The following is a 20,148-nucleotide window of genomic DNA, read 5'->3' as shown; positions in this document are numbered from 1 at the left end:
CCGTTCAGCGTCGGCGTGCTTGGCGCGCAATAGCAGACGCTGGCGGGGGAGCAACCTCCGCGGTTGCGCACCACTTCGCAGCGCCACCCTACCCCTTGCCGTTCGCGCCACTCCCCCACAGCGCCCGCTGCAGCAATCCCCGCTTCCGCCTCGGCACAAGCTCGACATCGCTGACCAGCTTCGCCCCGCCCTCGCGCCGTTCCAGCGTGATCTTGCGGGTGTGGAACGCTTCCAGCTCGGCGCGGTGGGCGACGCTGATGATGGTGACTTTCGGCAGCTCGCGGATCACCGTCTTCATCATCTTGTCCTGGCTCTTTTCGTCCAGCGCCGAGGTGGCTTCGTCGAGCACGACGATATCGGGCGAGTGCAGCAAGAGCCGCGCGAAGGCCAGGCGCTGCTTTTCGCCGCCCGACAGCGTCTGGTCCCAAGGCGCCTCCTCCTCCAGCCGGCCCTTCAGATAGCCGAGGCCGACCTTGTCGAGGGCGGCGGTGATCTCGGCCTTCTTCCAGTTGTCGGCGGCGGCGGGATAGGCGGTGGCGCGGCGCAGCGTGCCGGACGGGATGTAGGGGCGCTGCGGCAGCATGAACAGCCGCTTGCCCGGATGGAAATCGACGTTGCCGCTGCCCCAGGGCCAGAGGCCGGCAATCGCTCGCACCAGCGTCGACTTGCCTGAACCGGATTCGCCCGATACCAGCACGCGCTCGCCGGGCTCGATCATCACCTCGGTTTCCTTGACCACGCCGGTGCCGTCGTCGAGCGTCACCGAGAGCTCGTCGAGCGAGAGCATTGCGCCGTCTTCGGTCTCGCCATGCTGGATGCGGCCCAGCGTGTCGCTCGTCTCGGCGCGCTCAAGCCCGTCGAGCGACATCATCAGCGAGGCGATGCGGTGGGCGGACGCGTTCCAGTCGGCAAGGCGCGGATAATTGTCGACCAGCCAGCCGAACGCGCCCTGCACGATGGCGAAGGCGGAGGCCGCCTGCATCACCTGGCCGAGGCTCATCGAGCCGTCGAGGAATTTTGGCGCGCAAAGCAGCACCGGCACCACCGGCGCGAACAGGCTGGACCCTTGCGAGACCAGTGCCGTTCGCATGTGTTGGCCGGTGAGCCGCGCCCAGCGGCCGAGCACGCCGGCGAAGGTGCGGTCGATGCCGGCATTTTCCTCCTCCTCGCCGCCGAGCAGCGCGATGCTCTCGCCGTTTTCGCGCACGCGCGTCAGCACGTAGCGGAACTCGGCTTCGGCCTGGTTCTTCTCCTCGGAAAGCTGGACGAAGCGGCGGCCGATGGTAAACATCGAGGTCGAGGTGATCGCCGCATAGATGACCGCGGTGACGACGAGGAAGCCGGGCACGGTGATGGTGGAGCCGCCCAGCGTAAAACTCAGCGCGCCGCCGATGGTCCACAGCACGACGATAAAGGTCGAGGCCGACAGGAAGGCGTTGAGGACGCCGGCGACGAAATCGACCGGCGATTCGGTCGCAATGCGCAGATCCTCCGTCAGCCGGGCCTCGGGATTGGCGTGGTCGCCCTTGACGAGATTGAGCTGGTAGTAGCGGCCGCTGGCCAGCCAGCGCTGGATGACCGCCGTGGTCAGCCAGGAACGCCAGCGGCGCTGCATGGTCATGCGCAGGTAAACCTGGGTGACGACCAGGCTGATGCTGCCGGCGACCAGCGGCAGGAAGATGGCGCTCAAGACATAGACGGTGTGGGCATCGCGCTGCTCGATGGCGTCGAAGATCGCGCGGTTCCAGCGGTTGATGCCGTATTGAAAACCGACATTGATGCAGATCAGCAGCAAAAGCCCGATCGTCAGCGGCCAGGCGAGCCTGTCGCCGCGCAGGCCCCAGTAGCCTCGCCCGCTGATCCAGAAGCGCCGCAGCAGGTATCTCTTGCGCGCCCGCTCGGTCTCCTCCGGCGTCAGCTTCGGCCCGGGCTCGGCGGCCACCGGCGGCGGCGGCGCGGCCTCGCCGACGACTTCGGACTCGGCTTCGGCGGTCGGCGCCTTCGCCTCGCGCGGCTTCCCGTCGGCCGGGGGCCGCGCTTTCTCTCGCCGCGCTCCGTCTTCTTGCAGCTTGCCGTCTGGCAACTTGCCGTCTGGCCGCTTGCTGTTTGGCCGCTTGTCTTCCGGCGCCTTATCCGGGCGCGGCTTGAGGGCGCCGCGCGGTTTCAGCTGGCCCGGCTTCTTTTGGCGCGACTTCACCGGGCGCGGCTTGCTTGCACCGCCCTGCGTGGCGCTGTCGGGGGGGTTCGGTTTGTGCTTGGCCGGGGGCATCGCGCGACAACGGCCCAAAAATCAAAAGGTTTCATGCGGGCTGCGCTTCGCGGCTGTCCTGCCCTTTTTGGCGTGAATTGCCGGCCGGATCACGATGAATGCCGGGGCAGGCCGCCGATCAGGCGGCGTTGCCGCTGCGGGAATTGCGCCGCGGCTCGAAACGGGCTTCGGCGGCGCCGGTCGCGTCGAAGGCCAGCGCGTCGCGCATCGGCAGTGCCGCCGAAAACAAATAGCCTTGCGCGATCATGCAGCCCAGCGAGCGCAGGATCATGCGGTCGGCGTCGGTCTCGACGCCCTCGGCCATCACCTCGATCCCCAGCGTGCGGCCGAGACCGATGACCGCCTCGACGACGGCCTGATCCTCCAAGGATTTCGCCAGGTCGCGGACGAAATTCTTGTCGATCTTGATCTTGCGGATGCGGCTGTCCTTCAGCGAAACCAAGGTCGAAAAGCCGGTGCCGAAATCGTCCAGAACGATCGATATGCCGGCATCCGCCAGGCGCCCGACCTTTTCGTCGACCCTGTCGCGGTCGACCGGCGCCTCCTCGGTGATCTCGATCTCGAGCATCGCGGCGGGCACATTTTTCGCCTTCAGCCCGTCGAGGATCATGTCGTCGACATTGCCGGCCTCGAGCTCGCGCGGCGAAAGGTTCATCGCCACCCGCACATCCTGGCGGCCCTGTCTCACCAGCTCGCCGATCATGGCGCAGCAATTGCGGAACACCGTCTCGGACAAAAACGAAAGCAGGCCGGTTTCGCGCGCGGCGGTGACGATCTCGGGCGGCGAGATGGCGCCATGGACATCATGGCGCCAGCGCAGCAGCGCCTCGAAGCCGACGACCGCGCTGGTGTCGAGCCGCACCAAAGGCTGGAACCAGGAGCAGAGCGTGCCGGCTTCAATCGCGCCGCGCAGGTCGCGCTCGATGCAGTTCTTGCGTTCCAGCGCGCTGTCGAGCCCGGCGTCGAACAGGCAATATTCGTTCCTGCCGCCGCGCTTGGCCGCGTAGAGCGCGAAATCCGCCTTGAGCAGCATCTCCGTCAGTCGCGGCTTGTCCGACTGATAGATGCCGATCGACGCGCCGACGCACACCGAATTCAGCTCCGGATCAGGATTGGCGATGGCCGCGATGATGGCGGATGCAAGCTCGCCCGCCGGCTCCGGGGATTGGCCCACAGGGAAAAGCAGGACGAATTCGTCGCCGCCGATGCGAGCGATCGTTGCGCTGCGCGGGGCATGCTCTTCTATCCTGCGCGCCACCTTGACCAGCAGGTCGTCGCCGATGTTGTGGCCGTAGGTGTCGTTGACGGATTTGAAGCCGTCGAGGTCGATCAGCATGGCCACGAAGGGGCCGTCGGAAATCCCGAGCTTGGCGATCGCCTGCTCCAGCCCATACCGGTTGAGCAAATTCGTCAGAGGGTCGCGCCTGGAGTTGCGCTCCATCTCGGCGGCGAACTCGCGCGCCTCGTATTTGAGGCGGCTCGTCTCGCGGAAGCGGGATTGTCCCAGAAGCGCGCCTCTGATCATGCCGCCGAGGAAGAGCAGGATTGTGAAGGCGAGCACATAATTCTCGACGCCGCCTTTGGCCAGCACGCAGCCGGCGGCGGTAAGAAGCGGCAGCGTGATGAAGTTGATAGAAGCCGGCGCGTAGGAGGTGCAGTAGGTGACCGAACCGGCCGAGGCGCCGGCAAGGACGATCAGATAGAGCGGCGCCTGGGCCGTGGTGTATCCGTCGCTCAGCAACGCCAGAAAAGACCAGGCGACGCCCGATGCCAGCGCCAGCAGGCCATAAAGGGAAAGCCGGTCGCCGGCCACATCCGGCCTGTCGCCGGTGACGTCCGGCTTGGCGGCGGCCAGCACCACGCGCGCGCCATTTATCACGGCGACCACGGCAAACCACAGCACCGCGGCAGGGCCGCCGCCCGACAAGAGCTGCACGGCCAGGATCAGGGCCGATAGCACCGTGCCGACGGGCATCGAGATGAAGACGCCCTTGCTGAGGTCGGCGAGCTGATCGCGCAGGATGCCGGCTTCCACGGCTTCGCTTTGTCCCCCGGAAGAGGGACCTGCAACCAGCCGCTCGTCTTGCCTTGTCATGGCCCTACTGGTTAGGCCAGTGGAATGAAAATCGTGTTAAGGATTTCAGCGGTTTACGGTGCATTTCTCGGTCAGGGGCAGCGCTGCGAGGTGCGCCTCGCAGGCGGCGGGAGGCCGGCTCAACACGGAAGTGAGCTGCTGTCTCACGCAGACGGCAGCTGGAGGTCGTCATGCACCGGAAGCAGATGATGCGAAGTCGAACCCCGCGATCTGCATTGGTCAGTGTTCGGGCAATTCGGCCAGCCTCAGTGGCTGGCTGCCGACTACTGGGCGCCGGGCGTCCATTCGGGCAGCGGCGCCAGGCTGCGGTTGAACTGCTTCCACCACATGGCTTCATCTATCTCGCAGCAGGCGCGAAGCATGGCATGCGCCTTCTCGAAAGCCTGGGTGGCGAGATCGTCGAACGTCATCTGCGCGTCGTAGGGCACCGACACCACCAGTTCCTGACCGGTCTGCGTGCCGCCTTCGTCGACCTGAAGATAAAGCCAAACGACGAAATGCGCGCCTTGGCCGCTCGCGTCCGCATTGCCGATCTTAATGCGGTCGATGCCTGCTGCGGTGACTTTCATGCCGGGACCCTCTTCATTCGAATTCACGGGTGAACCCCCCAGAAGTCCACAGCAATCAGGAAGGTTCCGTGACCGTTGTCCCTATGGTGAAGTATTGATGAAGAGCCGGTCAGGCATGGTTGGTGAACCATTGACGATCTCCCTGGCTAAGGATTGCGTCAGCGCCCGAAATCCACATAGCTTCGGCGACGCCCAACGCAGAACTCGATCGGGATCGAAGTCGACGCCAATCTGAAACAGGCAAATGAGCATGGAAACTCTTGGCCCGACCGAGCTCAGGCTGATGCAAGGCCTCGCCCAGGAGGTGACGGCGCTGAGGCCTGAACTGCTCAACGGCGACGCGACGGTCGGCGAGCTGGCCTGGGTCTGGGCCAAGGATTTCGACGTGCTCGGCCGGTTCTGGCGGCACCGGCTGTGGTTCGCCGATGGCCGGCTGGTGGCGTGGGGATGGGTTCACCTGCCTCACAAGATCCCGCGCGGCGACGGCGCCGTGATCGAGGTCGAGACGGCCAATCTGATCTGGCAGACGCATCCGGAGCGCGTTGCGCTGCTCGGCGACATCCTCGACTGGTACGACGATGTCGCCGGGAACGTCGACCGGCTGCTGACGGTGCAATCCGCCGACATCGAAGCGCACCGAACCGTCGCCGCGCACGGCTACGCCTTCGATGCGGAAGCCGGCTCGGATGACGGCTCCTGGGTGCAGTTCAACACAAGGGAGTTGACCGATGTGCCCGATCCGGTGCTGCCCGATGGGTTTCGGTTTGTCACCGCCAACGACGTCCCGCCGACTGACGCGGTCCAGGCGCATCGCGACGCCTGGCATGCGTCGCGTTTCAGCGAGGCGGCGTTCGAGCGCGTACGGCGGACCTGGCCGTACCGGACGGACCTGCATGTGCTGGTCGCCGCGCGCGACGGCACGCTGGCCGCGACCGCGATCATCTGGCTGGACGAGCTGACGCAGACCGCCGAATTCGAGCCCGTCGGCACGCATCGCGATTTCCGCCGGCGTGGATTGGGCACGGCCTTGCAACTGCACGGCATGCATCTGGCAAAAGCCGCCGGCGCCAGACGCATGCTGGTCGCATGCCGTGGCGCGCCTGCGGACCCGGCCGCCCGGAACATGTATTACGGCGTCGGCTTTCGCCCGATCAGCCGAGATTTGCCGCAGGTGAAGGTGGCGCGATAAAACTCATTCGACTTGCCCGCCCCATATCTGGCGAACGAGGCCGGCTTCGTCGCTGGAAGTCTCGAACATGAAGGATGCGCCGATGGCCCATCGGATTTGATCGGCATGGCACGGCGCGAGAAAGACCCTATCGTGTTTGTGTGATCGGGAAGCCCAGCGGAGCCAACCCATGACCCTGACCAATCGAGACATCGTCGAGCTGACCGAATGGCGCCGCAAGCTGCATCGGCAGCCGGAGATCTCGAACGAGGAGGAGAAGACCGCCAAGGAGGTGGTGAATTTCCTCGCCGATACCGGGCCGGACAAGGTGCTGACCGGCTTGGGCGGCCATGGCGTGGCGGCGGTCTATGACAGTGGGCAGGCCGGGCCGACGGTGCTGTTCCGCTCGGAGCTCGACGCGCTGCCGATCGAGGAGCTTTCGGGCGTCGAGCATTCCTCTGAGGTGCCGGGCAAGTCGCATATGTGCGGCCATGACGGGCACACCGCGATCCTGGCCGCGCTCGGCCGCCAGTTCGGGCGCGACAGGCCGGCGCGCGGCCGCATCGTTTTGATGTTCCAGCCGGCCGAGGAAACTGGCAACGGTGCTGCCGGCGTCGTCGCCGATCCGCGCTTTTCCGAGATCGCCCCGGACTTCGCCTTTTCATTGCACAACCTGCCGGGCGTGCCGTTCGGCGAGGCGCGGCTGAAGGCAGGCACCGTCAACTGCGCCTCGCGCGGCATGCGCATCGTGCTCGAAGGCAAGACCGCGCATTCCTCGATGCCAGAAACCGGCACCTCGCCGATGCCGGCGGTGAGCGAGCTGATGCCGGCTTTGCCCGCGCTCGGGCGCGGCACCTTCACTGATGAGGATTTCGGCATGGTGACCGTCACCCATTGTTCGATGGGTGAAGCCGTGTTCGGCATCGCGCCGGGCTATGCGGAGGTGTGGGCGACGCTGCGCACAAGGCGCGACGAGCGCATGGCCGAGCAGGTCGCGGCCGCGGAAGCGCTTGCTGGAAAGATCGCCGCCGCGCACGGTCTTTCGGTGCGCTTCGACTATCACGAGATTTTCGTCGCCAGCGTCAACGCGCCGGACGCGGTCGAGCATCTCAACCGCGCGCTCGACGAGGAAGGTGTTCCGCGCAGCGAGGAAATGCTGCCGATGCGCGCCTCGGAGGATTTCGGCATTTTCGGCCACAGCGCCAAATCGGCGATGTTCTTCCTCGGCGCCGGCGAGCGCACCCCGTCGCTGCACAACCCCGATTATGATTTTCCTGACGACCTGATCCCGATCGGATCGCGGATCTTCATGCGCGCGGCGCGCAATCTGCTGGGCTGATCGAACGCCCAATACCTCATTCAGAAGAGCCGGCGCGCGTCGAAACGCTCGCACCAACAGCGATTTGTCGTTATATTGAGTCTATGACAAAGGCACAGATCAAACAGGAACCAACTGGCAAGTGGGCGGTACGCGATTCGCGCAGCGGTCGGTTCGTCGAGGTGCGTGGCGCTGACTCGATGAAGTCATCGCAACTGCCCCTGAAAAAAGGCTTGGATCTTACGAAGCCGATTGCTGAGCAGGCATTCAAAAGCAGCTCAGACAAGACGCGTAAGCCAGCCACCAAGAACTAATTCTTGCCGGGAGCGCTTCTCGACACGCGATCGCCTCTCGCAAGCCAGCGCACAAGGATCCGCCCAATCTCGGTGCTGGAACGCCCTCCAAGTGGTTCTCGGCGGCGGTGACGGCCACAGGAGCAAAGATCGTCCCCATCAAACAGCGTATCGCCTGCGAGGCTGCGTCGGTCATAACCGATACCGACCATAAGGACCCTGGCGATTGCTATTTGATAGCGACGGCGCGCGTGAGAAAGGTCCCGATTATCACACGTGATGCAATCATGCTCGGCCTCGCTTCGCCGAATTATCTGGCCATCATCGTGTGCTGATTTGCGAGACTGACCCAACTAGTGCTCTGGTGATTGCTGGCGGAGACCTCGTGGCGAACCTTGTCGCACGCGCAGCAGCGTTTGTAGATCCTGCTCATCCACTGTTGGCTTCGGGGATCATAGCCGCGCCGCGATGCGGCTGTGAGTAACAAGCGCAGCGGGATAGGCAGAATATGACCATGACCCGCCCGACGAAGGTTACCGTAGTGCCACCTGACGACGGCTCCAGTCCACCGCACGATTTCTTCGCGCGCGACGCGCTCGCGGTGGCACGCGACCTGATCGGCGCCACGCTTGCGCTCGCCGGTGTCGGCGGCATCATCGTCGAGACCGAGGCGTACCGGCCCGACGACCCCGCCTCGCATGCCTATCGTGGCCGCACGCCGCGGAACGCGCCGATGTATGGCGCGCCCGGCACTGCCTATGTGTACCGCTCCTACGGCCTGCATTGGTGCCTGAATGCGGTGTGCCTGCCGGGCAGCGCGGTGCTGATCCGGGCGATCCAACCGCAATCCGGCATCGCCGAGATGCGCGGCCGGCGCGCCACCGATGACGACCGGCTGCTCTGCTCGGGTCCCGGCAAGCTCTGCCAGGCGCTGGGCATCGACGGCTCGCACAATTGGCTGCCGCTGACCGCGCCGCCCTTCGAATTTGCGCCATCGCGGACCGATCCGGCCGCGATCGTCAGCGGCCGCCGGATCGGGCTCACCAAGGCGGTGGAATTCGAGTGGCGGTTCGGGCTTGCAGGGTCGCCTTATTTGAGCCGAAAGTTTTGAGAGCGCGAAGGCGATGCCCGCCAGGTGAGGCCAGGCCGGCGGCCGCAATGGGCGGCCCTGGCACTTGCAGCTCGAATGTTGCCTTCTTTATCGACTGGCCAACGGCAAGAAATTCCGTGAGTGACCAAAAATAAAACCGGCAGATGCCTTGTTTAACTCGCAATTCAGGTCTAGATGTAGAATTCGTTGATTTGGCCGATTTGGCTCGAGCGGTGTCAGAGACCCCGCCATTTTACTCCGAATTCTCGATTAAAACGTGTTGCGCCTTTCCGGCGCGAGCGTTTACTCGTCTCGACCTCGGAACAAATCCTTGTTGACCACGGATGTACTGGCAGCAGGTATGTCGTTCCGGGGCTGATACCCTAACAATTTAGCACCCTGCCGGCTTTCGGAAGGACGCGCACACGATAATCGCGCCACAGAGGCTGGGAGCGTTCTTTCGTTGGCGTTCAGCAGCCAGGAGGCGCTGCCACCGCGAGCTGGGCGATTGGAAGTGTCAAGGCTAATCGATCCGTGCCGATCGACCCGGCTTCCACAAGGTCGCTGTGGAACAGGAGAGTAAACAATCATGATCACGACACGCTCTGGCAGGCTCAACAGCCGTCATGTCAGCCGCGAGCCCGCAATCCACCGCTATGCACTGGGGCAAAGCGTTCGGCTGAAGGCCAGCTTCAACACGGTTCCGCAGTCCGGCGAGATCTATCAGATCACGGGCCGGCTCCCGGCTCGGGGAGATTCTCTCCAGTATCGCATCCGGAGCGAGACCGAGCGCTACGAGCGCATGGCGACGGAGGACAACATCGAACCCGTGCGCGTATCGCGGGACGACGAAGATGCAGCTCTTCTCAAAAGGACATTCGGCAATGGCCAAGGGACAAAAGCGTAGCAATCGCGAGGTCCGAAAACCGAAACAAGCCAAGGCGCTGCTGAAGGCCGACAGCCCGTTCGGCAACAAGGTAAAGCTTGCGCCGAAAGCCAATGGCCCGCGTGGCGGGAGCCAGACCTGACGAGCGACAAGCGGTGAAGATCGTGATCGAGTTCTACAGCACCCGCACGCAGGATGATGCGCAGGCAATCGCCGCACGCGAGATGCGCGATTCCCATATCTCGACAAGGCGATTTGCGTTGCGCGAGCCTATTCGCCGACGCTCGACATGTTGCCGATCGGCGACACCCGCGCAGGCGGGCTTTATCCCGTCCGGCTGGGCACGAACGACAACCCGGCGCGAACGACAATCGCCACGAAGGACACCGCCATGAATGGCCGCAGCTATGGCCCCGACGTTGAATTGCCGGCGGCTGTCGTTTGCGGAACCGAGGGCGAAGCATCCGGGCAACGCCTTGTGGATGAGCTATATGGCCGGCGGGTCGAGCCGGATGGCACCTGGAGCATCTATCATGTCTTCACCGGCGTTCCGGCGGTGGTCCGAGGCCATTGCATGACCGGCATGAGCCGTTCGGATGCCACGCGCCGCATGTTGTCCCTCAATCGTCGCAACGAAGACGCGGATACTGGCTGCCGGGCCGTCATCCGGCCGATCGCCGAAAGCTGATGGAGAGTGATCATGCCGCTCGAATTTCCCAACCCAAGTCGAAGCTTCGACGAAGCGCGCAATGCGGTTCGTTTCATCGGTCATGACGGCATGTTCACGGTGCCATTCTTCATCGAAGCCGATGCATTGGCCCCAAGGGGTCGCCAAGGGCCGGGAATGGCGGAGGCCGCATGCCTGGTGGCCTTCGACGCGGCGCGGCATTCCATCCACACCAGCGCACGAAAGCTCTACTCGGGCGGCCGGCGGACCACCTACACCATAACGGCCGCCGATATGCGGTGACAACGAACCCGCGGACATGCGCGACCCGGGTGATCGAACGGGGCGATGCCCCATCTACCCCCTCGTGTGTCTTGGCGGTGATGTGGCTCGGGTAAGAGACCCCGGACAACAGCCGTAGCTTTGAAGCTAACGGCAGCTGAGGAGATGAATTTGCGAGTTGACGTGCGGAACAATGACGTCGATCAGGCCCTGCGGGTGCTGAAAAAGAAGCTGCAGCGCGAGGGTCTTCTGCGCGAACTAAAGCGGCGTCGGGCATACGAGAAACCCTCGGAACGACGCAACCGGGAAAAGGACGATGCTATCCGAAGGGCGCGTAAGCTCGCCCGCAAGCAGGCGCAACGTGAAGGGCTGCTTCCCGCTCCGAAGAAAAAGCTCCTGCCCGTCGCCCGTCGAAGGGCTGGTCCCGCCGCCGGATCGGCTTGAACCGACTGCACCTTCTCCCCATTGAAAAGACACCCGGTGCGGTTCAGCTTCATCGAAGCTAACCGTTCCATATTCGTTTCGGCGCAACTGCTGACGGAATTGCTCTAAAGTCTTTTTTTGATGCATGTCGTTCTGCCAAAACCGCTGCGCACTTTTGAGCGACATGCATTAATCTCCGGAACGATATCCCCGGTCGGTCGCGATCATGCGGAAGTTTCTGCTTTCGACATCGATAATGGCGCCGCAGCCCGCGCATTCCACCTGCGTGTGCGCGCGCAGCCAACCGATGCTTTTGCGTGTCTCATAGGTGCAGCCGGCGCAAACGACGCCTATCTCGTCGTCTTCAAGCGATCTGTCGGTCTCCACGGATTGCCGCCTAGATCAACCGGTGGCGCGCTGCCGTCTCGCGGTCGCGCCGTCGCATTCCACTCGTATCGTTGTCGATCCAGCGCCGCGCCTCCGTTCGCGGTGCGGTTCCTACGGCGCCGTCTTCACTTTTCCATTGAGCGAGGGCGTCCTGGTGCGAGTCCAAGCCTTTCATGTACGCGCCCAAGATCGCGCGCAAATGCGTTTCCGGTTCACCATCGAAGCGTGCAAGAAGAAAGCGCGCGGCAGCCGTTCGACGGCGGCTGCCATCGATCAAAGCAGGGCGAACCTCGGCGAGAATTTTCTCGCTGGCCTTTTTTTGCTCCGATGTCAGGTGAGTGGAAGACATGGCGTCCTCCTTCTTATTGGGGCTAGGGCACTTTGGCCGCCCTCGGTCGGCGGCGCCCGTTCCAGAAGCCACCGATAAAGGACCTTACGCCGGTTGCGACTGAATGGCGATGGCCGATCGGGGAAATAGTTGGCGGGCCGGCTCAGGCCGCCTCAAAACGGATTCAGGCGACGCGCTTTAAGCCCTTGTTTTTATGCATGTCGTTGTCCCAGTACCGGGTACACTTCTGGGCGACATGCATTAGACTTCCCTGCTGTCGAAAAGGAACATCTGGACGCCGGAGTCGTCAGGTGCGTAAAGCCGGCGATCCGCCCCGGTGGCTTTTCCCTCCGGGCTCGCGAAACCCTTCTTCATGGCCTCGAGATCGTCGAAATGCAGCGTCCCGATCAGGTAGACGTCGGACGGTCCGGCCACCACTGTGATAGGCCCCTGGCTGACCTCGTATTTCCTGAGACCCGGAATCTTCTTGGCCAGCGGTATGTGCGTCCCGAAATAGTGCTTGTCGAACGCTTCCGCGTCAGCCGGCTGCTTGTAGATAACGACCATTCCAGCCATTGCGGCTCTCCTTCTTTCGTGGCGGCTAACCCAAGGACGAACCCGCGGGTGGAAACGGAACGAGGCGCTGAAAAGATTCGGGAAATGCAGCTTGAAGGACGGCGGCGGCGGCCGGTCCCTCCATCTGCTTTAGAGACCGTCTCGCTTGTGCGAAGATGCGTTCCGTGTAGTGTCTGCCCGAAATTCGCGGGGACTCAAACGATGAGAATTGCGGTGGTCGTCGCGTTGAGCGCGGCAGTGGCTGGATGCGTGTCCTCGCCGGCCGACTATGGCACCTCGCTTTCGCAGCAGGATCCGAAATGGGCCACGCCGGAATGCCAGCAGGCCCGTGCCGCGGCATCAGATTATGCGCAGCGCGAGAAGGAGCACCCCGGTTGGGGTTTCGGTGTCCTGCTTGGGCCCTACAGCATGGGGATGGTGGCGGCGGTCAAAGAACATGAGCAGCAGCAGCGACGGCTGCTCGCCCGCCAGATGCACCTGCAGTGCTCAAGCCAAAAGCTGCCGAAGGGGCTGGATTTCGACCCGGCGATCTACGCGCCGAAGAAGGAGCATTATCCGTAGGCGTTGAGCCGCGCGTGCCTTCGCTAAGGCTCTTTGCCGGTCATCCGTCCTGCCACAATTTCAGCAGCGGGCCATCATTGCCATGAACCGGGTCTTTGTCGGGACGACCGACCTTGGGGATCGTGCGCAACGCCTCGGCATGCTCCGCCGTGCTGCGGCATAGATCGTATGTACCGAAAGGCGGATAGGCGCCGACGACGAGCAGATCGGCGGAGGCGGACAGGCGTTGATGGCCCGTGCCCGCCGGCAGGACCGCCACGTCGCCCGCCTTGACCTCCAGCACCTTGCCCCTGTCGCCGCCGAAGCGGACCTCGGCGGCGCCGCGCGCGATGCCCAGAACTTCATGGATGCGCGAGTGATAGTGAACGAAGCCGTAGATGCCGTTGCGCCAGCTATCGCCCCAGCCATTGGCGCCGAAAACATCCTCAAGGACGGCAGCCGGATCGACATCGTCGGGCAGTCGCACCGCGCCGGGATAGACCAGCATCGGCCAGCGCGGATGGTTGGGCACCAGCCCGTCATCGGCGAAGCGGAAGGCGAGCGGTTCCTGCTTTTTGACCAGTTGCGCCATCCGTGCCTCTTCCTGCAACCTGCATCATCGGATCTAACGGTTTCTTGCGCGTTTTGCTCCGGTCACCCCGAAGAGGTCACAATGACTGCGTGCCGGCCTTCGCGACCGGCCACGACGCCGTCTATTCCTACAAGTGCCGGAACGGCCAGGCGGTGGTGACCGACGCGTCGTGGGCGCTCGACAAGCTCGGCTTCGCCACGAAGCTATGGGCCGAGGTTTGCGAACGCTGAGACCACAAGCCAATGCGGCTGCCAGCCATCGCCTCGATCAGCAGGGCTAGCAGCCGCGGTAGCGCCTACACCTCGAGCATGACCTTGATGGCGCGGCGTTCGTCCATGGCGCGGTAGCCTTCGGCGACGTCGGCCAGCGGCAGCTTGAGGTCGAAGACCTTGCCGGGCTTGATCCGGCCTTGCAGCACGCGGTCCATCAGGTCGGGCAGGAAGCGGCGCACCGGCGCCGGACCGCCCAGCATGCGCTTCTGGCCGAAGAACAGTTTCTGGCCGTCGAAGCTGACGCCATGCGGCACGCCGACATAGCCGATCGTGCCGCCGGGGCGCGAGCAAGCCAGCGCCTGGTCGAAGGATTCGGCCGTGCCGACGCATTCCAGCACCGAGTCCGCGCCGACGCCGCCGGTGAGGTCCTTGATGCGCGCGATGCCTTCCTCGCCGCGTTCGGCCACGATGTCGGTGGCGCCGAACTCGCGGGCGAGTTTCTGGCGGCTCTCATGCCGGCTCATGGCGATGATGCGCTCCGCGCCCATTTCGCTCGCCGCGAGAACGCCCATCAGGCCGACCGCGCCGTCGCCGACGACCACCACCGTCGATCCTTCACGGACCTCGGCCGCGTCGGCGGCATACCAGCCGGTGCCGAGCACGTCCGAGACGGCCAAAAGGTCGGGCACCAACTCGGCCGGCGGGACCTCCGAAGTCGCCACCAGCGTCCCGTCGGCCAGCGGCACGCGGGCATAGGGCGCCTGCGCACCAGACATGAACTCGCGCTGCTCGCAGGAGGATTGGAAGCCGAAGCGGCAGTGCGGGCAGGTGTTGTCGGAGAGACAGAACGAGCCGACGACGAACTGGCCGGGGCGCACCGTGCGCACCTCGGCGCCGACCTCGACCACGATGCCGCAATATTCATGGCCCATATGCATCGGGCCTTCGACCGGTTGCAGCCCGCGATAGGGCCACAGATCCGAGCCGCAGATGCAGCTCGCCGACAGCTTGATGATGGCGTCCGTCGGGCGCAGGATTTTCGGTTCGGCGACTTCCTCGCAACGAATGTCGCCCGGCTTGTAAAGAACGGTTCCGAGCATTTTTGCTTTCCTTTCGTTCGGTTTGGTGAAGGTCAGGCGCCGTAGTCGGCGTCGCTGACATGTTCCAGCCAGTCCACGACCTTGCCGTCCTTGGTTTCCTGGATGGCGATGTGAACCATGGCGGTATCGGGCGACGCGCCATGCCAGTGTTTTTCGCCGGGCGCGAACCAGACGACGTCGCCGGGCCGGATCTCCTCCACCGGGCCGCCCTCGCGCTGGACGCGGCCGCGGCCGGAGACGACGATCAGCGTCTGCCCGAGCGGATGCGTGTGCCAGGCGGTACGTGCGCCGGGCTCGAAGGTCACCTGCGCGCCCTGCACCCGCGCGGCGTCGAAGGGGTTGAAGAGCGGGTCGATCCGCACCGTGCCGGTGAACCAGTCCGCCGGCCCCTTGCCGGAAGGCCTCGTGCCTGCGCGAAGAATGTCCATGATAATCTCCTGTCAGATGCGTTCGATGCGAAGCGGAAACTTGCCGCGAATGTGCAGCGCATGCTCGCCTTCGTCGAAGCGGCCGAGCCTGATCAGCCCGGGATGGCGATAGTCGGCGTAGAACATGGCCAGGTTGCCCCATGGCATGAAGTAACAAAGGTCGTAGGGCTGCTCGTTTGAGAACGGACCACTGCCCTCCTCGGTCAGCTTGCGCGGCAGATAGGCGATCTTCTCGTTGCTGCTGTAATCGTCGATCGTGAGATGGAGCGGCAGCATGGAAAAGAAATCCCGCGCCGAAGGATTGTCGTAGAGCGTGGCGGTCATCGCATGGTCGCCGAATGTCATCTTGATCTTCATCTGGGCAGGCTCCTGGCTGGCTGGGTCCCAGCCCTCTTGGCTGCCTGCCACTCCCGGCAAGGTCGCGGTGGCAAGCACGGCGCCAAATAACATGCGGCGGTTGAGCGGCTGTCGCTTCACGAATGGGAGCTCCCGCGTCTTGTCGCCGCGACCGCAAGCAGCGTCGAGCCAATCAGCAACAGCGCGCCAAGCGCGAAGGGGCTCCACCAGCCGGCGGCATCGAACAGCAGCCCGCCGCTGAAGGCGCCGAAAGTGATGGCGAACTGGATAAGCGCGACCTGCAGCCCTCCCCCCGCCTCGAGATCGTTGGGGATCATGCGGGCCATCCAGGTGTTCCAGGCCACCGGGATCGGCGTCGTGAACAAGCCCCAGAGGATCAGCAGGAGAGCGGTCGCGATGGCGAACGGACCGAGCGCGATCAAGGTCAGCGCGATGATCGCCAACGCGGCGGGCAGCCCGATAAGCACTGCCGCGAGATGCGATCGAAGCAGGAAGCCGACAATCGAGGTGCCGACGAGCCCGGCGAGCCCGAGGCCGAGCAGGACCATCGAGAGGGTGTTGACGTCGAGACCGGTGACGCCTTCGAGGAACGGACGCAGATAGGTGGAGAGCGAGAACTGCCCCATGAAGGCAAGCGTCGTGGCCGCCATGCCGATGGCGAACACGCGATTGCCGAGCAGGCCGAACATGCGGCCGACCGAGGCCGGCTTGCCGGCAGGCATTTTAGGCAGCACGGCAAGCTGCCAGACAATCGCGGCGAGGCCGATCGGAACGACGATGAAGAAGGCGCCGCGCCAGCCGATCAGGCCGCCGAGGAAGCTTCCGAGGGGTGCTGCGATCACAGAGGCAAATGCCGTTCCGCCCTGCAGCATGGCGATCGCCTTGGGCAGGTCGGCCCCCGGGACGATGCGGGCCAGAATGGCGGTCGACAACGACCAGAAGCCGCCGATCGACACGCCGATCAGGGCCCGGCCGAGCATGAAGACCAGATAGTTGGGCGCCAAGGTGATCGCCAATCCGGAGACCACGAGAACGGCGGTATAGAGCGTCACGACCGTGCGCCGGTCCAGCCGCGATAGCAGCGCGTTGCCGAAGAGGCTGGCGACGACCGCGAAGAAGCCCGAAATGGAGATCGCCTGGCCTGCCTGGCCTTCCGTGATGCGCAGCTCAGCGGCAATGGGCGTCAAAAGGCTGACCGGCATGAATTCCGACGCCACCAGCACGAAGGTAAGCAGGGACAGACACGTCACCGCTCCCCAGGCGCTCGGTGCTTTCACCAGCCCGCTGTCATAGGTCGTGTCCATGCGCTCCGGCTCGCCGTCGAGCCCTCCAGTGATTTCGCTGACGGCTATATAAATCCCGGGCACTATTTCGATTAGTCGCTCCAATCTGCATGAACTTATCGATTCATGATATGAATTGACCGGAAAAAGGACGTAGGCCGGCCTGAACGACGTGGCTGGCGATGGCCAGTTCACCAAGGACGGCAAAGGAAACGGTGCCCATGCAGCGCCAGGACGTGAAGGATCTGCTGTGGTTCCTGGCCGTCGCACGCGAGCGCAGCTTCACCAAGGCGGCGGCGGAACTCGGCACGTCACAGTCGACGCTCAGCCACACCATAAAGCAGTTGGAGGCTCGGCTCGGCGTGCGGCTTCTGACCCGCACGACGCGAAGCGTGGCACCGACCGAAGCGGGCGAGCGGCTGTTCCAATCGCTTGCGCCGCGCTTCGAAGGGATCGAGTCCGACCTTTCGAGCCTGATCGCCTTCCGCGACAAGCCCTCCGGAACGGTACGCATCACGCTGTCCGACCACGCGCTGCAGACGATCGTCTGGCCGAGGCTCGAGCCGGTACTTCGCGGCTATCCCGACCTGAGGGTCGAGCTCTACAGCGACAACGGCATGCGCAACATCGTGGAAGAGCGCTTCGACGCCGGCGTGCGGCTCGGCGAGAGCGTGGACAGGGACATGATCGCGGTGCGGATCGGTCCGGACTGGCGGCTGGTGGCCGTGGCCTCGCCGGATTATTTCTCGCGCCACCCTGCCCCCGGGACGCCTCAGGAGCTGGTCGGGCACGACTGCATCAATTTGCGCCAGGCCACTTTCGGCGGCTTCTATGCCTGGGAATTCGCCAAGGATGGCCGCGATCTCAGGGTGCGGGTGGAAGGCCAGCTCACCTTCAATACGACCCTTCCCATGATCGATGCCGCGATCGGCGGCTACGGCATCGCCTATGTGCCGGAAAATCTCGTCAGCCGCCATATCGCCGAGGGACGCCTGACACTGGTGCTCGGCGACTGGAGCCCGCCCTTCGCCGGATACCATCTTTACTATCCAAGCCGGCGTCAGCTTTCGCCGGCGATGGCGGTGATCGTCGAGGCGCTGCGTCATCGGGCATGAGCTTGCCAAACGGCTCTGCGTCGGCGGCAGGACAGCCTCCCGGAAAATAGATTGCGCTCGAACGCCAAACGAATTAAAGATTACGAACGCAATCTAAAATCAGGAGGCCGACGATGCGCGTAAGCCGCGTTCAGGCTGAGGAAAATCGCCAGACCGTCATCAATGTGGCAAGCCGCCTTTTCCGCGAACACGGCTTTGACGGCATCGGGCTAAAAGATTTGATGAAGGGCGCGGGCCTCACCCAGGGCGCCTTCTACAAGCAGTTTGCATCCAAGGAGGATTTGGCGGCGCAAGCGTCGGAGCGGGCACTGGAGAGCGCGTCCGGCCGATGGTCGGCAGCCATCGCAGCCAGTCCCCAAGACCCGCTCGGTGCGGTGATCGCGTTCTACCTCAGCATGGGCCATCGCGATGAAAAGATGGACGGCTGTCCAGTCGCCGCGCTCGGGTCGGATGCAGCCAGACAGGGCACCGACATTAAGGCGGCCTTCGAGACCGGCGTCAGGGCGTATCTCGAGATGGTCGGACACATGATTGCCGCGACACTTGGCCAAAAAACCGATGACAAGGCCATGGCGGTTCTCTCGACCATGGTCGGTGCGCTCCTCTTGTCGCGCGTCGTCAACGACCCTGAACTCGCGCAAGCCTTCCTGAATGCGGCAGGCCAGCAAGTTCGCGAAACCGTGGCCGGATGAAAGCCTCCGGCGCCGCCATTCCGGCGCGCCGCGGCGGCGCGGATCGTCAGGCCGTGACCAGGATCGAAAGCAGCGCAAGATCGCCCGCATGGGACCACGAGCGCGTGCCAACAGGAGCATAGATGCGACGTATTGTTGTAACAGGCATGGGCGCGGTCACGCCCCTGGCCGCCCATGTCGAAACATCGTGGGCGCGCCTCCTGGCCGGCCGCTCGGGCATCCGCAGGCTTCCAGACGAAATGGTGGAAACTCTGCCGGCGAAGGTCGGTGGAACGGTTCCCTCGCTGGAAGAAGATCCCGAAGCCGGTCTCGATCCGGATGCTTTCATGGCACCGAAGGACCAGCGCAGAATCGACCGGTTCATTCTGTTCGCAGTGGCGGCGGCGGAAGAGGCGCTTGCCCAGGCGGGATGGAAGCCTGCCTCGGAAATTGATCGGGTTCGCACCGCGACGATCATTGCTTCAGGCGTCGGCGGCTTCCCCGCCATAACCGAGGCGGTGCGAACGGTCGACCAGCGCGGCGTGCGGCGTCTTTCGCCGTTCACGGTGCCGTCCTTCCTGGTGAACCTCGCGGCGGGCCACATCTCGATCCGCCACGGCTTCAAGGGCCACATCGGCGCACCGGTGACGGCATGCGCCGCCGGCATCCAGGCGATCGGCGACGCGGCGCGTATCATCCGCGCCAATGAAGCCGATATCGCCGTGTGCGGCGGCACCGAAGCATGCATGAACGTCGTCAGCCTCGGCGGCTTTGCCGCGGCGCGCTCGCTTTCAACCTCGTTCAATCACCGTCCTGACCAAGCCTCCCGGCCGTTCGACATGACGCGGGATGGCTTCGTCATGGGCGAAGGCGCCGGCATCCTGGTCATCGAGGAATTGGGCCATGCGCTTGCGCGCGGTGCCAAACCGCTCGCCGAGGTCGTCGGCTACGGCACGACGGCGGATGCTCATCACGTCACGTCCGGTCCCGAGGACGGCGACGGCGCGCGCCGCGCCATGGAGATCGCGATCGCCCAGGCCGGGATTTCACCGCATGAGATTCGCCATCTCAACGCGCACGCGACCTCCACGCCGGTGGGCGACCTGGGAGAAATCGAGGCGATCAAAAGCGTCTTCGGAACAGATTTCTCGATAGCGGTCAGCGGAACGAAGTCGGCGACCGGGCACCTGCTCGGGGCCGCCGGCGGGCTCGGCGCGATCTTCACGATCCTGGCGCTCAGGGATCAGGTGGCGCCGCCGACACTCAATTTGAGCGCCCCCGATCCGGCAGGTGACGGAATAGACTTCGTCGCGAACCAGGCTCGGCCAATGAAGATGGACTACGCGATCTGTAACGGCTTCGGCTTCGGCGGAGTGAATGCCAGTGCGTTGTTCCGGCGTTGGGACGAACACGGCGCAAATGCTGGGGCGGGCTCATGATCGACGCTCCGCTTCAACTTCCCTGCTTCGCCCAACTCCAGATCCGACCCAGAGAAAGTG

23 protein-coding genes are annotated in these 20,148 nt (G+C 64.2%); 13 read left to right on the top strand and 10 right to left on the bottom strand.

The genetic code is table 11. The features are described 5' to 3' along the window. Window positions 1-88: 88 nt before the first annotated feature. The 3 genes from RFM98_RS18015 to RFM98_RS18005 all read right to left on the bottom strand — a co-directional run bounded on the left by RFM98_RS18015 (window position 89) and on the right by RFM98_RS18005 (window position 4,933). A complete protein-coding gene (locus RFM98_RS18015; RefSeq protein WP_430682321.1) occupies window positions 89-2,068 on the bottom strand; it encodes an ABC transporter ATP-binding protein/permease in 1,980 nt (659 codons plus the stop codon). Window positions 2,069-2,387: 319 nt separating this feature from the next. Further along, a complete protein-coding gene (locus tag RFM98_RS18010) occupies window positions 2,388-4,304 on the bottom strand; it encodes a putative bifunctional diguanylate cyclase/phosphodiesterase (RefSeq protein ID WP_320310130.1) in 1,917 nt (638 codons plus the stop codon). A gap of 323 nt (window positions 4,305-4,627) precedes the next feature. Beyond that, window positions 4,628-4,933 (bottom strand): hypothetical protein, encoded by a 306-nt coding sequence (locus RFM98_RS18005; protein ID WP_140610691.1) that lies wholly within the window; start codon window positions 4,931-4,933, stop codon window positions 4,628-4,630. A 244-nt stretch (window positions 4,934-5,177) separates the two neighbouring features. On the opposite strand from RFM98_RS18005, the gene RFM98_RS18000 reads away from it, so the two are divergent. From RFM98_RS18000 to rpsU, 8 genes are all read left to right on the top strand, one after another. After that, window positions 5,178-6,122, top strand: coding sequence for a GNAT family N-acetyltransferase (locus RFM98_RS18000; RefSeq protein ID WP_320310129.1), 945 nt, complete (start codon window positions 5,178-5,180; stop codon window positions 6,120-6,122). A 169-nt stretch (window positions 6,123-6,291) separates the two neighbouring features. Continuing rightward, window positions 6,292-7,440: an amidohydrolase gene (locus RFM98_RS17995; protein WP_320310128.1), complete on the top strand. Its 1,149-nt coding sequence runs from the start codon at window positions 6,292-6,294 to the stop codon at window positions 7,438-7,440. A gap of 400 nt (window positions 7,441-7,840) precedes the next feature. Then, window positions 7,841-8,047, top strand: a complete 207-nt coding sequence (locus RFM98_RS31380; RefSeq protein ID WP_430682319.1) for a PIN domain-containing protein — start codon at window positions 7,841-7,843, stop codon at window positions 8,045-8,047. 173 nt (window positions 8,048-8,220) lie between these two features. Beyond that, the gene (locus RFM98_RS17990; protein ID WP_430682318.1) at window positions 8,221-8,823 is read left to right on the top strand and encodes a DNA-3-methyladenine glycosylase; all 603 of its coding nucleotides are present in this window, start codon (window positions 8,221-8,223) and stop codon (window positions 8,821-8,823) included. 568 nt (window positions 8,824-9,391) lie between these two features. Next, window positions 9,392-9,709: a hypothetical protein gene (locus RFM98_RS17985; protein ID WP_320214556.1), complete on the top strand. Its 318-nt coding sequence runs from the start codon at window positions 9,392-9,394 to the stop codon at window positions 9,707-9,709. Between the two features lie 268 nt (window positions 9,710-9,977). After that, window positions 9,978-10,376, top strand: a complete 399-nt coding sequence (locus tag RFM98_RS17980) for a hypothetical protein (RefSeq protein WP_320310126.1) — start codon at window positions 9,978-9,980, stop codon at window positions 10,374-10,376. Between the two features lie 12 nt (window positions 10,377-10,388). Then, on the top strand, window positions 10,389-10,658 hold the full coding sequence (locus RFM98_RS17975; protein ID WP_320310125.1) for a DUF1488 family protein: 270 nt from the start codon (window positions 10,389-10,391) through the stop codon (window positions 10,656-10,658). Window positions 10,659-10,808: 150 nt separating this feature from the next. Beyond that, window positions 10,809-11,081 (top strand): 30S ribosomal protein S21, encoded by a 273-nt coding sequence (gene rpsU / locus RFM98_RS17970; RefSeq protein ID WP_320214560.1) that lies wholly within the window; start codon window positions 10,809-10,811, stop codon window positions 11,079-11,081. 376 nt (window positions 11,082-11,457) lie between these two features. Here rpsU and RFM98_RS17965 read toward each other — a convergent pair whose 3' ends face one another. Both RFM98_RS17965 and RFM98_RS17960 read right to left on the bottom strand, forming a co-directional pair. Continuing rightward, window positions 11,458-11,796 (bottom strand): hypothetical protein, encoded by a 339-nt coding sequence (locus RFM98_RS17965; RefSeq protein WP_320310124.1) that lies wholly within the window; start codon window positions 11,794-11,796, stop codon window positions 11,458-11,460. A gap of 240 nt (window positions 11,797-12,036) precedes the next feature. Continuing rightward, entirely contained in the window at window positions 12,037-12,351 is a 315-nt protein-coding gene (locus RFM98_RS17960; protein ID WP_320310123.1) for an EthD family reductase, read from the bottom strand. A 201-nt stretch (window positions 12,352-12,552) separates the two neighbouring features. Between RFM98_RS17960 and RFM98_RS17955 the strand changes: the two genes are divergently transcribed. Beyond that, window positions 12,553-12,912, top strand: a complete 360-nt coding sequence (locus RFM98_RS17955) for a hypothetical protein (RefSeq protein ID WP_320310122.1) — start codon at window positions 12,553-12,555, stop codon at window positions 12,910-12,912. A 40-nt stretch (window positions 12,913-12,952) separates the two neighbouring features. Here the strand turns inward: RFM98_RS17955 and RFM98_RS17950 are convergent, their stop codons facing one another. Continuing rightward, window positions 12,953-13,483 (bottom strand): cupin, encoded by a 531-nt coding sequence (locus RFM98_RS17950; RefSeq protein WP_320310121.1) that lies wholly within the window; start codon window positions 13,481-13,483, stop codon window positions 12,953-12,955. Window positions 13,484-13,572: 89 nt separating this feature from the next. On the opposite strand from RFM98_RS17950, the gene RFM98_RS17945 reads away from it, so the two are divergent. Continuing rightward, window positions 13,573-13,713, top strand: a complete 141-nt coding sequence (locus tag RFM98_RS17945) for a hypothetical protein (RefSeq protein WP_320310120.1) — start codon at window positions 13,573-13,575, stop codon at window positions 13,711-13,713. A gap of 65 nt (window positions 13,714-13,778) precedes the next feature. On the opposite strand, the gene RFM98_RS17940 is transcribed toward RFM98_RS17945, so the two are convergent. From RFM98_RS17940 to RFM98_RS17925, 4 genes are read right to left on the bottom strand one after another with little or no spacing between them, the layout of a single operon-like run. After that, complete coding sequence (locus RFM98_RS17940; RefSeq protein ID WP_320310119.1) at window positions 13,779-14,795, bottom strand: zinc-dependent alcohol dehydrogenase family protein; 1,017 nt, start codon at window positions 14,793-14,795, stop codon at window positions 13,779-13,781. A gap of 32 nt (window positions 14,796-14,827) precedes the next feature. Then, a complete protein-coding gene (locus tag RFM98_RS17935) occupies window positions 14,828-15,223 on the bottom strand; it encodes a (R)-mandelonitrile lyase (protein ID WP_320310118.1) in 396 nt (131 codons plus the stop codon). A gap of 12 nt (window positions 15,224-15,235) precedes the next feature. Beyond that, window positions 15,236-15,673 (bottom strand): cyclophilin-like fold protein, encoded by a 438-nt coding sequence (locus RFM98_RS17930; RefSeq protein WP_320310191.1) that lies wholly within the window; start codon window positions 15,671-15,673, stop codon window positions 15,236-15,238. A 23-nt stretch (window positions 15,674-15,696) separates the two neighbouring features. After that, a complete protein-coding gene (locus tag RFM98_RS17925) occupies window positions 15,697-16,884 on the bottom strand; it encodes an MFS transporter (RefSeq protein ID WP_320310190.1) in 1,188 nt (395 codons plus the stop codon). A 200-nt stretch (window positions 16,885-17,084) separates the two neighbouring features. Here RFM98_RS17925 and RFM98_RS17920 point away from each other — a divergent pair, with 200 nt between their 5' ends. From RFM98_RS17920 to fabF, 3 genes are all read left to right on the top strand, one after another. Next, the gene (locus RFM98_RS17920) at window positions 17,085-17,978 is read left to right on the top strand and encodes a LysR family transcriptional regulator (RefSeq protein ID WP_320310117.1); all 894 of its coding nucleotides are present in this window, start codon (window positions 17,085-17,087) and stop codon (window positions 17,976-17,978) included. Between the two features lie 113 nt (window positions 17,979-18,091). Then, window positions 18,092-18,670: a TetR/AcrR family transcriptional regulator gene (locus RFM98_RS17915; RefSeq protein WP_320310116.1), complete on the top strand. Its 579-nt coding sequence runs from the start codon at window positions 18,092-18,094 to the stop codon at window positions 18,668-18,670. Window positions 18,671-18,792: 122 nt separating this feature from the next. Continuing rightward, entirely contained in the window at window positions 18,793-20,088 is a 1,296-nt protein-coding gene (gene fabF, locus RFM98_RS17910) for a beta-ketoacyl-ACP synthase II (protein WP_320310115.1), read from the top strand. The last annotated feature ends 60 nt before the right edge of the window (window positions 20,089-20,148 follow it).

Origin of the sequence: Mesorhizobium australafricanum (genome assembly GCF_033977265.1) — a bacterium.
GTDB classification, from domain to species: Bacteria; Pseudomonadota; Alphaproteobacteria; order Rhizobiales; family Rhizobiaceae; genus Mesorhizobium; species Mesorhizobium australafricanum.
The sequence above is the reverse complement of the archived record's forward strand: the minus strand, read 5'-3'. Positions and strand labels throughout refer to the sequence as shown.

Excerpts from the sequence above, each read along its gene's own strand:
- RFM98_RS17925 (WP_320310190.1), bottom strand. The coding sequence starts at position 16,884 with ATGGACACGACCTATGACAGCGGGCTGGTGAAAGCACCGAGCGCCTGG.
- RFM98_RS17930 (WP_320310191.1), bottom strand. The coding sequence starts at position 15,673 with ATGTTATTTGGCGCCGTGCTTGCCACCGCGACCTTGCCGGGAGTGGCA.
- fabF (WP_320310115.1), top strand. The coding sequence starts at position 18,793 with ATGCGACGTATTGTTGTAACAGGCATGGGCGCGGTCACGCCCCTGGCC.
- RFM98_RS17950 (WP_320310121.1), bottom strand. The coding sequence starts at position 13,483 with ATGGCGCAACTGGTCAAAAAGCAGGAACCGCTCGCCTTCCGCTTCGCC.
- RFM98_RS18005 (WP_140610691.1), bottom strand. The coding sequence starts at position 4,933 with ATGAAAGTCACCGCAGCAGGCATCGACCGCATTAAGATCGGCAATGCG.
- RFM98_RS17995 (WP_320310128.1), top strand. The coding sequence starts at position 6,292 with ATGACCCTGACCAATCGAGACATCGTCGAGCTGACCGAATGGCGCCGC.
- RFM98_RS17915 (WP_320310116.1), top strand. The coding sequence starts at position 18,092 with ATGCGCGTAAGCCGCGTTCAGGCTGAGGAAAATCGCCAGACCGTCATC.
- RFM98_RS17940 (WP_320310119.1), bottom strand. The coding sequence starts at position 14,795 with ATGCTCGGAACCGTTCTTTACAAGCCGGGCGACATTCGTTGCGAGGAA.
- RFM98_RS17965 (WP_320310124.1), bottom strand. The coding sequence starts at position 11,796 with ATGTCTTCCACTCACCTGACATCGGAGCAAAAAAAGGCCAGCGAGAAA.
- RFM98_RS18000 (WP_320310129.1), top strand. The coding sequence starts at position 5,178 with ATGAGCATGGAAACTCTTGGCCCGACCGAGCTCAGGCTGATGCAAGGC.
- RFM98_RS17960 (WP_320310123.1), bottom strand. The coding sequence starts at position 12,351 with ATGGCTGGAATGGTCGTTATCTACAAGCAGCCGGCTGACGCGGAAGCG.
- RFM98_RS17920 (WP_320310117.1), top strand. The coding sequence starts at position 17,085 with ATGCAGCGCCAGGACGTGAAGGATCTGCTGTGGTTCCTGGCCGTCGCA.
- RFM98_RS17975 (WP_320310125.1), top strand. The coding sequence starts at position 10,389 with ATGCCGCTCGAATTTCCCAACCCAAGTCGAAGCTTCGACGAAGCGCGC.
- RFM98_RS17985 (WP_320214556.1), top strand. The coding sequence starts at position 9,392 with ATGATCACGACACGCTCTGGCAGGCTCAACAGCCGTCATGTCAGCCGC.
- RFM98_RS17935 (WP_320310118.1), bottom strand. The coding sequence starts at position 15,223 with ATGGACATTCTTCGCGCAGGCACGAGGCCTTCCGGCAAGGGGCCGGCG.
- RFM98_RS17990 (WP_430682318.1), top strand. The coding sequence starts at position 8,221 with ATGACCATGACCCGCCCGACGAAGGTTACCGTAGTGCCACCTGACGAC.
- RFM98_RS17955 (WP_320310122.1), top strand. The coding sequence starts at position 12,553 with ATGAGAATTGCGGTGGTCGTCGCGTTGAGCGCGGCAGTGGCTGGATGC.
- RFM98_RS17980 (WP_320310126.1), top strand. The coding sequence starts at position 9,978 with ATGTTGCCGATCGGCGACACCCGCGCAGGCGGGCTTTATCCCGTCCGG.